The following is a 12,622-nucleotide window of genomic DNA, read 5'->3' as shown; positions in this document are numbered from 1 at the left end:
GTGTCACCTGAGCGTGTCGCAGTCATCGGCGTGGGCGTCGTGGGTGCCTGCGTGGGCTGGAACCTGGCCCGCCGCGGGGCCCACGTCGTCCTCGTCGACGCCGGGCAGCCCGGTGAAGGGGTCAGTGACTGGTCGTTTTCGTGGGTCAATGCCAGTAACAAGACGGTCAGCAGGGCCTACTTCGATCTGAACGTCGCCGGGATTGCGGCGCATCGGGAGTTGGCCGGGGTGTTGGGGGCGGGCTCGTGGTGGCATCCCACCGGTCATCTGCGCTGGGCGGACGAGGCTGCGGCGGAGGCGAAGCTCGTGGAGACGGCGGAGTTGCTGGGGAGGTGGGGGTACCGGGTCGAGGCGTGTACGGGGGCCGAGGTGCGGCGGCGGTTCGAGCCTGTGGTCAGCATTCCCGAGGCAGCCCGCGTGCTGTTCTATCCCGATGAGGGGTGGGTGCAGGGGCGGCAGCTCGTCGGGCGGCTGGTCGAGGAGGCCGTCGCGGCCGGTGCCGAGGTTCGGGCAGGGACCGCCGTGCGTGACATCCGTACCGGTGCGGATGGTGGTGTGCGGACGCTCGACCTCTCCGACGGCGGGGCACTTGACGTCGACGCCGTCGTGAATGCCGCCGGGCCCGATGCCTCGCACATCGCCGGGCTCGTCGGACGGGACTTGCCGATGCGTCGGGAGCCGGGCGCCGTCGCCCGGGTCGACTGCGCCGAGGTGCCGGTGCGACGTGCCATGCATACGCCGCACATCGAGATCCGCCCCGACGGGGACGCGTCCGTGGTGCTGCACAGTCGGGAGGTCGACGCGCTGATCGATACGGACGGCGGCGCCGGGGGCCCGGACGGGTTCGGGAGGCTGCTCCACGCGGCCGCTCAGCGCGTCGTCCCTGGGCTCGCCAACGCCCGCATCGCACGGACCCGTGTCGTCAACCGGCCCATCCCGACCGACGGGTTCCCCTCCGTAGGCGCCGTATCGGCCGTGCCGGGTTACTACGAAGCCGTCACCCACAGCGGCATCACGCTCGGGCCGGTCATCGGACGGCTGCTCGCCTCGGAGATCGTCGGCGGGCGGGGCGACGCGCTCCTCGCGGAGTTTCGGGCGGAGCGGTTCTCCTGGTAGGGGGCCGCCCCGGTACACGTCCGGCCGCCACGCCGGCGCCGGCGAGAGGATCCTGCCGCGCGTCACTCACCCATGACAGTCCGGTGTACCGCACGCACCGTGGCCGGACCCCGGACGCGGTACGTCCAGCGTCGGGTTGCGGTCGAAGAAGCCGAACGGTTTGAGGGTGAAGCCCGTGTGGTCGACCGGCATGATCGGCCAGTCCTCGGGGCGCGGGGCGTGGGTGAGGCCGAAGGTGTGCCACAGCGTGAGGGGTTGGCCGTCGAGGTCGCGGTCCGCGGCGGCGTAGGCGGGCAGGCCGGCGCCACCGGGGTGCTGGTTGACGAAGTCGCCCGCCGGGTAGCGCTCGGCGGCGTCGGAGCGGGTCACCCAGAGGTGCCTCGTGGCGAAGGCGGCGCGGGCGGCGACGGAGGACCCCGGGTCGGCGAGCAGGGTCGGCTTCCCCTCGGGGAAGAGGGCGTAACCGACGGGCCTGCCGAGGTGGTTGAGGGATTCCGGGTTGGTGATGTGCCACGTGCGATCGGCGGCCGGGTCGGCGTCGCGCTGCGCCGCGCGCTCGGTGAGCAGCGGGGTGCGGCGCAGCGTGAAGGCGTTGCCGCGCGGGTTGTCGGGGCCGACCGGGACGCGGACGGCGTCGACCTCTTCGACGCGGTTGGTGACTCCGTCGACTGCCATGTCGAGGCGTGCGCAGAACAGGTGTTGGTGGAAGGGGGCCCCGAGCCCCGGAGCGATCTCGGCCCGGAACCGGTCGTCGCCCTCGTACGCGGCGGTGAAGACGACGCCGGTCGCCTTGGCCTCGAAGGCGATGGTGCCGTCGAGGTACAGGTACCAGTAGAAGCCGTAGTCGTAATTGCCGATCGTGGTGAAGAAGGAGAGCACCATGCGGCGTTGGCGCCGGGTCTCGGCGGAGCCAGCCCACAGGTCGGTGTGTTTCCAGAGGATCCCGGCGTCCTCCTCGTGCAGGCAGATCGCGTTGCGCAGGGTCCGCGGCGCGCCCTGTTCGTCGGCGATCACGGCGTCGAGGTAGGTGATGTCGCCGACGCAATCGCAGCCCAGCTCAAGGGGGTTGGCACAGCGGCCGATCAGATACTCGCCGGTGTCGAAGTAGTTCTGCCAGGAGCGGACCGGGGACGGGTCGGCGTAGGGCACGACCATTTCCGCGATGGAGGCGCGGTGGATGATCGGGCGGGTGCGGCCGGTGTCGCGGTCGGCGAAGGCGATACGGTGCAGGACGAGGCCCTCGCGGACGTCGAAGCCGATGTCGAGCGACCAGTTCTCCCACGTCAGGCGGTGGCCGTCGAGGGCGAAGCTCGGGCCGTCGGGCTGGGTGATCTCGATGGGACGCTGGCTGGTGCGCGGCGGTCCCGCGACCTCCGGGTCGTCGAAGTTGCCGGAGCCGGCGGGGACCGGGACGGGGCCGAGGTCGATGACCCGGTCGACGGTGCGGTGGGTGACATCGACGTAGCCGACGAGCCCGTCGACCGGGTGCGCCCAGGCGTGGTCCGCCTCGTGGTCCTGCACGAAGGCGAGGCCGCGCAGGATGCGCCGCCCGGTCTCCTGCGGGTACTCGTCGGCGTACACACCGGCGGACAGCGGTGCGACCCGCACCTTCCGTACGTCGAGGCCCCGGCTCTCCAGCGCGGCGAGCCAGCGCTCGTCCTTGGCGAGCACCTCCTCGACGGCTCCGAACTCCTCCTCCAGTACGGGGAGTTGCCCGTCCTTCGCCGGGTCGAGCTGCCGGTCGGACACCACGCGCCCGTCCGTCAGGGACACCACGACGTCGCGGGCGGGCGCTCCGGCCGTGTCCTGGAGCAGGACCCGCACCCGACGCCAGTCCGCCGTCTCCGTCTCCGCCTTGATGCCGAACAGTGCTTCCTTCGCGGGCTCTTCGAGCCCCAGATAGGCGAAGCGGGTGGTGTCGGCGAGCAGGTCCGCGGTGCTCAGGATGTTCCGGGCCGCCCGGATCTCCTCGGCGGTCACCGGTGCGAGCGGATCGTGATCGTGCAGGTCACTCATGAGACGCTCCCGAAGCTTTGCCCTACGTCCGTGTCACCGCGAACGTAGGCCGGTGGATCCGCGCCGGTGCGGCAGCGCGTGCACGCGTAGGCGCCAATGCGTGCACCCAGTGGTGTCCCGCGCCCCGCGCGAAGGGTCAGGGTCGCAGCATGCCGTCCCGGCCGGGAACGGTCCACCGAGCGACCAACGGAGTACGCACATGGACCATCGCCATGACCACCTGTACATCGGCGGAGCGTGGGTGCGCCCCAGCACCGGGCGGCGCCTCGCGCCCGTCGACCCGAGCACGGAGCTGCCGCTCGGCTCTGTTCCCGAGGCGGTAGAGGCGGATGTCGACGCAGCGGTGCGCGCCGCTCGTGAAACCTTCGACTCCCCCGGCGGCTGGGCGAGTTGGGAGCCTTCGCGGCGCGCCGAGGTGATGGAGCGGTTCGCTGCGGAACTGGACGCGCGGGCGCAGGACATCGCGACGCTGGTCAGCGTGCAGAACGGGATGCCCGTGAGCATCGCCCGGCAGCTGGAGGTCGGCTATCCGAGCGCGGTGCTGCGCTACTACGCGGGCCTGGCCCGCGAGACCACGTTCAGCGAGGTGCGCACCGGACTACTCGGCGGCGCGGTGGAGGTGCGGCGGCTGCCGGTCGGTGTCGTGGCGGCGATCGTGCCGTGGAACTATCCGCAGGTCCTGTCCATGTTCAAGATCGCGCCCGCGATGGCGGCGGGCTGCACGGTGGTGCTCAAGCCGTCCCCGGAAACCGTGCTCGATGCGTACCTGGTCGCCGAGGCCGCGCAGGCCGCCGGGGTGCCGGCGGGGGTGCTGAACATCGTGCCGGGCGGGCGCGCGGCGGGCGCCCATCTGGTGGCGCATCCGGGCGTGGACAAGGTCGCGTTCACCGGCTCTACGGCCGCGGGCCGCACCATCGGCGAGACCTGCGGACGTCTACTGCGGCCCGTGACGCTGGAGTTGGGCGGCAAGTCGGCCGGTATCGTCCTCGACGACGCCGTCCTCGACCCGGCGGTCATCGGCCAGGACCTCGTCGCGGCCACGCTCACCAACAACGGGCAGACCTGCTTCCTCAGCACCCGCATCCTCGCGCCGCGCGGCCGCTACGCGGAGGTCGTCGACCTCGTCACCGACCTGGCCGGCTCCCTGCCCGTCGGCAACGCCCTGGACCCGAAGACCCTCGTCGGCCCGCTCGTCAGCGCCGCGCAGCGCGACCGGGTCGAGGGGTACGTGGCCAAGGGCCTCGCCGAGGGCGCCCGGCTCACCACGGGCGGCCGCCGCCCGGCCGGACTCGACCGCGGCTGGTTCCTGGAGCCGACCGTCCTCGCCGACGTCGACAACTCCTGGACCGTCGCCCGCGAGGAGATCTTCGGCCCGGTCCTGTGCGTCATCCCCTACGAGGACGAGGAGGCCGCCGTCCGCATCGCCAACGACTCCGACTTCGGGCTCGGCGGCACCGTATGGACCGCCGACCCGGAGCGCGGCGCGGCCGTCGCCCGCCGCGTGCACACGGGCACGATCGGCGTGAACGGCTATCTGCCGGACCCCGTCGCCCCGTTCGGCGGCACGAAGTCGAGCGGCCTGGGCAGCGAGCTGGGGCCGGAGGGGCTCGCGGCGTATCTGCGGTTCCAGAGCGTGTACCAACAAGCCCCGCTTGTGGACGAGAGCCCGCGGGGTCCGGGGCAGAGCCCCGAGACGCGGGAGCGGCCCACCGCCAGAGGCGAGTGACCGCACCACGACGTCGGTCACCGCATGAACAACCCCCCGTTCGCGTCCCAGCACGCCCCCGTCACCGTGTCCGCGTGCTCGGCGGCGAGCAGGACGACCATGTCCGCGATGAACTGCGGGCGACCGAGGCGCCCCACCGGGATCATCGCCTCGGTCTGCGCGAGCTTCTCCGGGGCCACGGTGCGCCGCACCACCGGCAGGTCCTGCGGGCCCGGCGAGACGGCGTTGACGGTGACGCCGCGCGGGCCGAGGTCGCGGGCGAAGACCTTGGTGAGCGTGGCGACGCCGCCCTTGGCCGCCGCGTAGTGGGCGCCGGTCGCCGTACCGCCGTTCTGGCCCGCGAGCGAGCCGAGGTTGACGATGCGTCCGTAGCCGCGCTCGGCGAAGTACGAGCCGAAGACCTGGCAGCCGAAGAAGGTGCCGTGCATGTTGGTCTCCACCACGGCGGCGAAGCTCTCCGGCGTGATGTCCATGAGCGACTCGACCTTGGAGTGCCCTGCGTTGTTCACGAGGACGTGCACCGCGCCCCACCGTTCGACGAGCCGGTCGCGGGCGCGGGCGAACGCCTCCTTGTCGCGGACGTCGAGGGCGAGGCCGACGGCGTTCTCCCCGGTGGGGTCGAGTTCGGCCGCCGCCTTGGCCGCGGCGTCCTCGTCCAGGTCGGTCAGGGCGACCCGGTACCCGTGGTCGTAGAAGCGCGCGGCGATGGCGCCGCCGAGGCCGCCGGCCGCCCCGGTGACCAGGACCACGCGGTGCGTGTCGTCCTCCCAGCGCTCCCCCACGCCCTCCGGGCTCACTTCGTCACGTCCGGCAGCGGCCGGCCGACGCGGGCCTCGATCTTCATGTACCGCCACAGGCCGTACTCGCCGACCTGCACGGTACGGAAGAGGTTGCAGGCCGCGGCGACCGTCGGCTGGTCCACGACGTCGGCGAGGACATAGCTGGTCCAGGGCCAGGAGCCGGAGGGGCCGACCATGTGCTGGTCGTCGTCGATGGTGCCAATCACGTTGACGCCCGGCAGTTCGTGCAGCTGGCGGAGCATGCTGGTGAAGCCGTCCCAGACCGCCTTGCCCTGCCCGGTCGGGAGGTCGAAGAAGTTCTGGTTGACGCCGATGCAGAACAGCACCCGCAGAGGTGCCTGGGGGGAAGTGGACATGGTGGGGTCGCCTTTCGTGAACAGGATTCGGAACTGGGCGGGTCGAGTTCAGAGATGGCCGGATCGGGTTCAGAGGTATCCGGGGAACGGCTCGACGCCCATGAGCACCGCCCCCGCCCCGTCGTACAGGCCCTCCTGCAAGAACGCGTGCTGCGGCACGACGGAGGCGTCACGCAGATAGCGCTGCATCGGGCTGCCGTCCGCGATGGCCCGGATGCCCGCGAGCTGGTAGGCGGTGCGGGCGACGTCGAAGGAGTCCTGCGCGAGGGTCGTGGAGGCGAGGCGCAGCAGGCTCGCCTGGTGGGCGGTGGCCGGGTCGCCGCCCAGCACGGTCTCCCACACCTCTTCGGTGATCTCGTAGAAGAAGGCGCGGGCCGAGCGCAGCCGGGCCTCCGCCCGGCCCACCGCGATCCGGTACGCGGCCCGGTCGGCGGCGACAGGACCTCCGGTGTAACTGGCGCGCCCGCCCTCGGTGATGACCTGGTCGAGCGCGGCACGCGCCACGCCGAGGCCGACGACGGCGAGGACCTGCGCCGCGTACGGGACGGCCGGGTAGCGGTAGAGCGGTTCGTCGACGGTCGGCTCGCCGCCGCGGACGAAGGTCCACTCCTCGGGGACGACGACGCCGTCGACGGCGAGGTCGTGGCTGCCGGTGCCGCGCATCCCGATGACGTCCCAGTTCTCGACGATCTCGACGTCCTCGGGGCGCAGCACCGCGGTGCGCGGCCGACCGGCCCGGTCCTCGCCGACCTTGATGCCGACGCCGAGGACGTCGGCGCCCTTGCAGCCGCTCGCGAACTTCCAGCGGCCCGAGACCCGGTAGCCGCCGTCGACCGGTTCGGCGGGCTGGACGGGAAAGAGGCCGCCGGCGAAGGCGACATCGGGCCCGTCCGCGTACAGCTGCTTCTGGGTCTCCAGCGGCAGCGCCGCGAGATAGATCAGGGAGGAGCCGAAACTCGCGACCCAGCCGGCCGATCCGTCGACCCGCGATATCCGCTCGATCAGGTGCAGGAATTCGGCCGGTGGCAGCGGTTCGCCGCCGAAACGCCGGGGTGCGCTGGCGCGGTAGAGGCCCGCCTTCTTGAATTCGGCGATCATGTCGCGCGGTACGTGGCGCCCGTTCTCGAATTCCGCCCTGCGCTCGGCCACCAGGTCCAGCACGTTGTCCAATGTCTGCGTCATGCGTCATTCCCCTGCCTGACCGGCGAGTTGATCGCTCGAACTCGTTTCACGGACAAAACTAGGCGCGGCCTTCTGCGCCAACAATTGGGAATCAGTAGGGACGTGTAGGGGATTTCCCTGATCGTTTACGCCCCGGCACCCGCGGCGTCCCCGTTGCCCGCGGCGCCGCGCAGCGGCAGCCTGAACCGGAAGACGGTGCCGCGCGGGGAGTTGGGGAACGCCTCGATCTCGCCGCCGTGGCGGGTGATGATGCGATGGCTCAGGGCGAGGCCGATGCCGTGTCCGTTGCCCTTCGAGGTGAACACGCCGTCGAAGATCCGCCCGTCCGACGAGGCCGGCAGTCCGCCGCCGGTGTCGCGCACCTCGACCTCCGCGCAGTCGGCGTCCCTGCGGGTGGCGATGGTGACCTCCCCCGGTTCGTCGGGCCAACGGGCCATCTCCTCAACGGCGTTGAAGGCGAGGTTCATGACGACCTGCCCGATGAGCACCTTCTCGCAGCTGACGGGGAGGTCGGCTTCCGTGGGTTCCCAGCGCACGGCGACCTGGTGCGCCCTGGCCCGTACGTCGACGAAGTACGCGCAGTCGGCGACGACGTCGCCCAGGTCGACGGAGCGTTTCGCGTCCTCCAGGCGCACCACGTAGGCGCGCAGGCTCGACAGGATGGTGGTGGCGCGCTCCAGTTGGCGGGTGGCGTGGTCGAGGCCCCAGCGCAGCGGGCCGGGCTCCGGGGTGTCGTCGATGCGGCCGAGGGCGCCCGCGACGAAGTTGTGGGCGGCCGCGATGGGCTGGCTGACCTCGTGGGCGATGGCCATCGCCATGTCGCCCATGGCGTTGTAGCGGGCCAGGTGGTTGAGGTACTGGGCGTCGCGCCGGTGTTCCTCCTCGGTGTGCACCGTGTCGGTGATGTCGTGGAAGAGGAGCAGCAGTCCCCGCAGGTCGTTCTCGATGTCGATGTACTGGCAGCGCGCCGCGAACCAGCGGTCGGGGCCGCCGCCCGCGCCGTCGGGTACCGAGAGCCGGTAGCGGGTGTCGGTGGGGCGGCCGCCGCGTGAGGTGTCCTTCAGTACGTCGCGCAGGACGGCGCCGGAGTCGGCCGCGAGGAACTCGGTGAAGTCCGTGCCGAGCATGGCGTCGGGGTCCCGGTCGAGCAGGATGCCCGCGGATTCGCCCGCGAAGACGATCCGGCCGTCGTCGTCGAGCACGACGATGCCCTCGTCGAGGTTGCGCAGGAACGCCTGCAGCCGGGCCTCGGTGCGGGTCAGATCGCGGCGGGTGGCCTTCTCCTCGGCGATGTCGCGGAACTGCACCATGACGACGGGTCCGGCCGACAGTTCCACGCGCTTGGCGAGCGCCTCGCTGAGGATGTCGGTGCCGGACTTCGACCGGTAGCACCACTCGATGCGGCTGCGGCCCTCGTCGGCGGCCCGCTGCAGCCAGGCGACACCGATGTGCCGCGCGTACTGCGCCGCGTTGGAGCTCATGTCGGGGGCCTTGAGCGGCTTGAGCTCGTCGAGGGTGAAGCCGAGCGCGGTGCGTGCGGCGGGGTTGGCCCACAGGATGTCCTTGGTGCGGGCGTCGTGCACCAGGACGCAGTGGTCGACGGCCTCGAAGAGGCGGACCAGGTCGGGGCAGGCGAGGTCGGCGGTGGCGGGCATCGGCCGTCACACCTCCTCGGGGCGCAGGCCGCAGCGCATCATGTCGCCGATGAGCGCGCCGAGTGTGTCGGCGTCCGTCTTCTCGCGGATGCGCGCACGGTGGGCGTCGACCGTCTTCAGGCTGATGCCGAGCTGCCGGGCGATCACCTTGCTGGGGACGCCCTCGACGACCTGGCGCAGGATCTCGCGTTCGCGCGGGCTGAGGTGGGTGATCCGCTCGCGCAGGGAGCGCTGCTCGGTTCGGCGCGCGTAGCGCTCGCCCGCCTCCCGCAGCGCGTTCTGCAGGATGTCGAGCAGCCGCTGGGGATCGTAGGGCTTCTCCAGGAAGTCGACGGCTCCGGCCTGCAGTGCGCGCACCGACATGGGGATGTCGCCGTGCGCGGACACGAAGACGATGGGCAGGGCCGCGCCCTGGGCGTTGAGGAGTTCCTGTACGTGGAATCCGCCGATGCCCGGCATGCGTACGTCGAGGACGAGGCAGGCCGGGCGGTCCGGGTCGAAGGCGTCGAGGAAGGCGTCGGCGTCGGTGAACCACTCCGTCTTGATGTGCACCGACTCCAGCAACCAGGCCAGGGAGAGGCACAGTTGCTCGTCGTCGTCGAGCACGTAGACGAGGTCGGCCGCCGGTTCACCTGTCATGATTCCTCGCTTCCTTCGTGCGTACGTGCCTCCGCCCGGCCGGGCCGCAGGAGGCCGAGGACCACTCCCCCGGCGAACACCGCGACCACGGTCAGTTCCAGGATCAGCGCCGTGGTGCCGGACGCGGAGACCAGGGTGGTGAAGTTGCGCAGCGCCAGTACGGTCGCGCCGCACAGCAGGGCGATCGCGAGCAGTGGGGCGAGCATGGTGTGCCAGATCCTCCCATCGAGCCGGTTCCTGCGGAAGAACACGATCACGGACACCGAGGTCAGCAGGTACAGCAGCATCAGTGCGAGGACGCTGACACCGCCGCCCCAGGTCAGCAGCGTGAGCACCGGATCGGCCCCGGCGAGGGCGAACGGCACGACGAGGGCGGCGGCGAGCACCGTCTGCGCCAGGCTCGCCGCGTAGGGCGCCCCGTGCCGGTTGGTGCGGGCGAGCCCGCGGGGCAGCACCCCGGTCGTGCCCAGGGAGTGGAAGTAGCGGTTGATCCCGTTGTGGAAGGCGACGACGCCCGCGAGCAGCGAACTGGCGAGCAGGATCTGCGTGACATCACCGGCCCAGCCGCCGAGCGTGTGCGTGAGGGGTGTGAGGACGACGGACGTGGCATCGCCCTCGCGCAGTGCGTCAAGTGCCGCACCCTGCACCCGGTCCGCGCCGTAGTAGCTCACGATCATCCAGGAGACGAGGGCGAAGAACAGCGAGATCACCGCGACCGACACATAGGTGGCTCGGGGCACTGTCCGCGCGGGGTCCCGTGCCTCCTTCGCGTACAGGGCGGTCGACTCGAACCCGAGGAGACAGCCGATCGCGAAGGTCAGCGCCACGCCGGGCGCGCCGGTGAAGAAGGCGGACGGGGCGAACGACCCGGCGATGTCGAGGCCGTTCGGGCCGCCGCCGCCGAGGAGTTGGTGGCCCGCGAACAGCAGCAGCACCGAGGTCTCGGCGACGACGAGCACGGCGAGCAGACGGGCCCCCAGCTCGATGTTCAGCGAGCCGAGCGCCTGCACGAGGAGCATCGTGGCGAGCGTCCACGCCCACCACGGCAGGTCGAGCGAGAGGTAGCGCTGTCCGAGTCCCTGCGCCACCACGCCGTACAGGCCGTAGAGCGCGGCCTGTGTCGCGCTGTAGCAGAGGATCGCGGCTTGCGAGGCGCCGACGCCGAGCGGTCGGCCGAGGCCGCGTGTCACGTACGCGTAGAAGGCGCCGGCGTCGGTCACGTGCCGGCTCATCGCGATGAACCCGACGGCGAACAGGCCGACCATGACGCCGACCACGAGATAGACGGCGGGCGCGGCGCCGCCGTTGCCGAGGCCGAGCGGAATGGGCAGGGTTCCCGCGACGCCGGTGAGGGGCGCCTGCGCGGACAGCACGAAGAACACCATGCCGGCCACGCCCACGGCGCCCTTGCGCAGCCGGGTGCGCGGTTCCGGTTCTGCGGACTGCACGGTCACGAGGTCTCCTTGCGGCCGGAGTTCGATCGGTTCGGGACGTACTTTGCGCGCGGCGGGCGGTGCCGGAGTGCGGGTACGTGCATCCGTTTCCGCCTTTGCATGCACGTAAGTTCGGACTACGTTGATCCAAAGTCCTCCGGCGGGTGGAGCGCAGCATGCCTTCGTACGTGACCACCGACGGCGTCGCCCGGGACGACCGCTTCGACCACTGGGCGCAGGAGATGTCGCACGTGTTCGGCGGGCTCGACACCAGGCCGGTCGCGGCGGGCGCCTTCCACGGCACCGCCACCTGCGACGCGCTGGGGCAGCTTCTGCTCGGCTCCATCAGCGCGGGACCGCTGCGGGTGCGGCGCACGGAGCGGCTGGCGGCGCGGAGCGAGGACGACCACTACAAGGTGGCGCTTCAGGTCGCGGGCGCATGTGTCGTCGAACAGGACGGCGCGCAGGGGGCGTTGGGCCCCGGCGACCTCGCGATCTGCGACACCACGCGCCCGTACGCGTTCCGCTACGACACCGCTTTTCGCACCGTGCTGATGCTGGTGCCGCGGGCGATGCTGCCGGTGCGGCCCGAGGCGGTGCGCGGCCTCACGGCGCGCCGGCTGACCGGGGAGAGCGGCGGGGCGGCGGCCGTGGTGGGGCCCTTCCTGCGCTCGCTCGGCGAGCAGGCCAGGACCTGCGCGGGGCCCGCGGCGGCCGGGCTCGCGGACGGGGCGGCGTCCCTGATGACGGCGCTGGTGTCGGAGCGCCTCGACCGTGCGGCGCCCACGGAACCGGGGCACGCGATGATGCTGCGGATCCGCGCGCACATCGACAGCCGCCTCCCCGACCCCGACCTCACGCCGGACTCGATCGCCGAGGCGCACGGGATCTCCCGCCGCTATCTGTTCAAGCTGTTCGCCGCCGAGGACCAGACGGTCGCGGGCTGGATCCGGACGCGCCGCCTGGAGCGGTGCGCGCGGGATCTGGCGAACCCGGCGGCGGCCCGGCAGCCCATCGGCATGATCGCCGCGCGCTGGGGGCTGCTGGACGGCCGCCACTTCAGCCGGGTGTTCAAGACGGCGTACGGCCGGACACCGCGCGACTTCCGCCGCCACGCGCTCGCGGAGCCGGCGGCGTAGTCGCGCCCCTGTCACGCGGTCAGCGACGTGGGGATCGAGTGGAACCGGCGGCGGAAGTAGACCAGCGCGCCCGCCCCGTCCTCCCCGACGAGCACCCGCTCCGCCTCGATGAACATCACGGTGTGCGAACCCTGTTCGGCGGTGCCGGTGACGCGCCCGACGACGGAGGCGGCGGAGCCCTTGAGCACCGGAACATCGGCGAGTGCGTGGTCCCATACGTCGCCGCAGGCCGCGAAGCGTTCCTCGGGGGGCACGCCGCCCGCGAAGGCCTTGGCGACGTCGGCGTGGTCGGGGCCGAGGACGTTGACGCAGACCCGACCGTTCTCCGTGAACAGGTCGTGGCTGCGGCTCGACCGGTTGATGCAGACGAGCATGGTGGGCGGGTCGTCGGTGACGGAGCAGGCCGCGCTCACCGTGATGCCGGCGCGTCCGCGCGGTCCGTCCGTGGTGACGATGTTGACGCCTGCGGAGAGGTTCGCCATCGCGTCACGGAACGATCGTTGGTTCGAGGTGAGTTGGTCCGCCGCTGCCCTGCGAGTCACGGGTGTCATGGCTGTCAC

General features: G+C 71.7%; 11 protein-coding genes. 3 read left to right on the top strand and 8 right to left on the bottom strand.

The window, feature by feature from the left end; all coding sequences use genetic code 11:
- Positions 1 to 1,116 (top strand): NAD(P)/FAD-dependent oxidoreductase, encoded by a 1,116-nt coding sequence (locus ACYSUO_RS16515; protein WP_461776882.1) that lies wholly within the window; start codon positions 1 to 3, stop codon positions 1,114 to 1,116.
- A 66-nt stretch (positions 1,117 to 1,182) separates the two neighbouring features.
- Here ACYSUO_RS16515 and ACYSUO_RS16510 read toward each other — a convergent pair whose 3' ends face one another.
- A complete protein-coding gene (locus ACYSUO_RS16510; protein WP_461776881.1) occupies positions 1,183 to 3,132 on the bottom strand; it encodes a primary-amine oxidase in 1,950 nt (649 codons plus the stop codon).
- A 199-nt stretch (positions 3,133 to 3,331) separates the two neighbouring features.
- Here ACYSUO_RS16510 and ACYSUO_RS16505 point away from each other — a divergent pair, with 199 nt between their 5' ends.
- The gene (locus ACYSUO_RS16505) at positions 3,332 to 4,858 is read left to right on the top strand and encodes an aldehyde dehydrogenase (RefSeq protein ID WP_461776880.1); all 1,527 of its coding nucleotides are present in this window, start codon (positions 3,332 to 3,334) and stop codon (positions 4,856 to 4,858) included.
- Between the two features lie 17 nt (positions 4,859 to 4,875).
- Here the strand turns inward: ACYSUO_RS16505 and ACYSUO_RS16500 are convergent, their stop codons facing one another.
- The 6 genes from ACYSUO_RS16500 to ACYSUO_RS16475 form a co-directional block, all read right to left on the bottom strand.
- A complete protein-coding gene (locus ACYSUO_RS16500; protein WP_461776879.1) occupies positions 4,876 to 5,640 on the bottom strand; it encodes an SDR family NAD(P)-dependent oxidoreductase in 765 nt (254 codons plus the stop codon).
- An 11-nt stretch (positions 5,641 to 5,651) separates the two neighbouring features.
- Positions 5,652 to 6,014 carry a hypothetical protein gene (locus ACYSUO_RS16495; protein WP_266716416.1) on the bottom strand — a complete coding sequence of 121 codons (363 nt, stop codon included), beginning with the start codon at positions 6,012 to 6,014 and terminating at the stop codon, positions 5,652 to 5,654.
- Between the two features lie 69 nt (positions 6,015 to 6,083).
- Positions 6,084 to 7,196 (bottom strand): acyl-CoA dehydrogenase family protein, encoded by a 1,113-nt coding sequence (locus ACYSUO_RS16490; protein WP_461776878.1) that lies wholly within the window; start codon positions 7,194 to 7,196, stop codon positions 6,084 to 6,086.
- A gap of 125 nt (positions 7,197 to 7,321) precedes the next feature.
- Positions 7,322 to 8,851, bottom strand: coding sequence for a PAS domain-containing sensor histidine kinase (locus tag ACYSUO_RS16485; RefSeq protein WP_461776877.1), 1,530 nt, complete (start codon positions 8,849 to 8,851; stop codon positions 7,322 to 7,324).
- Positions 8,852 to 8,857: 6 nt separating this feature from the next.
- The gene (locus ACYSUO_RS16480; RefSeq protein ID WP_461776876.1) at positions 8,858 to 9,490 is read right to left on the bottom strand and encodes a response regulator transcription factor; all 633 of its coding nucleotides are present in this window, start codon (positions 9,488 to 9,490) and stop codon (positions 8,858 to 8,860) included.
- The gene (locus tag ACYSUO_RS16475; RefSeq protein ID WP_461776875.1) at positions 9,487 to 10,944 is read right to left on the bottom strand and encodes an APC family permease; all 1,458 of its coding nucleotides are present in this window, start codon (positions 10,942 to 10,944) and stop codon (positions 9,487 to 9,489) included. Before ACYSUO_RS16475 ends, ACYSUO_RS16480 begins: the two co-directional genes overlap by 4 nt.
- 155 nt (positions 10,945 to 11,099) lie before the next feature.
- On the opposite strand from ACYSUO_RS16475, the gene ACYSUO_RS16470 reads away from it, so the two are divergent.
- Positions 11,100 to 12,062: an AraC-like ligand-binding domain-containing protein gene (locus tag ACYSUO_RS16470; RefSeq protein ID WP_461776874.1), complete on the top strand. Its 963-nt coding sequence runs from the start codon at positions 11,100 to 11,102 to the stop codon at positions 12,060 to 12,062.
- An 11-nt stretch (positions 12,063 to 12,073) separates the two neighbouring features.
- Here ACYSUO_RS16470 and ACYSUO_RS16465 read toward each other — a convergent pair whose 3' ends face one another.
- The gene (locus tag ACYSUO_RS16465; RefSeq protein WP_461776873.1) at positions 12,074 to 12,613 is read right to left on the bottom strand and encodes a flavin reductase; all 540 of its coding nucleotides are present in this window, start codon (positions 12,611 to 12,613) and stop codon (positions 12,074 to 12,076) included.
- Positions 12,614 to 12,622 lie beyond the last annotated feature (9 nt).

Source organism: Streptomyces sp. UC4497, from assembly GCF_054871485.1.
The sequence above is the reverse complement of the archived record's forward strand: the minus strand, read 5'-3'. Positions and strand labels throughout refer to the sequence as shown.

Excerpts from the sequence above, each read along its gene's own strand:
- ACYSUO_RS16510 (WP_461776881.1), bottom strand. The coding sequence starts at position 3,132 with ATGAGTGACCTGCACGATCACGATCCGCTCGCACCGGTGACCGCCGAG.
- ACYSUO_RS16505 (WP_461776880.1), top strand. The coding sequence starts at position 3,332 with ATGGACCATCGCCATGACCACCTGTACATCGGCGGAGCGTGGGTGCGC.
- ACYSUO_RS16495 (WP_266716416.1), bottom strand. The coding sequence starts at position 6,014 with ATGTCCACTTCCCCCCAGGCACCTCTGCGGGTGCTGTTCTGCATCGGC.
- ACYSUO_RS16490 (WP_461776878.1), bottom strand. The coding sequence starts at position 7,196 with ATGACGCAGACATTGGACAACGTGCTGGACCTGGTGGCCGAGCGCAGG.
- ACYSUO_RS16485 (WP_461776877.1), bottom strand. The coding sequence starts at position 8,851 with ATGCCCGCCACCGCCGACCTCGCCTGCCCCGACCTGGTCCGCCTCTTC.
- ACYSUO_RS16480 (WP_461776876.1), bottom strand. The coding sequence starts at position 9,490 with ATGACAGGTGAACCGGCGGCCGACCTCGTCTACGTGCTCGACGACGAC.
- ACYSUO_RS16470 (WP_461776874.1), top strand. The coding sequence starts at position 11,100 with ATGCCTTCGTACGTGACCACCGACGGCGTCGCCCGGGACGACCGCTTC.
- ACYSUO_RS16465 (WP_461776873.1), bottom strand. The coding sequence starts at position 12,613 with ATGACACCCGTGACTCGCAGGGCAGCGGCGGACCAACTCACCTCGAAC.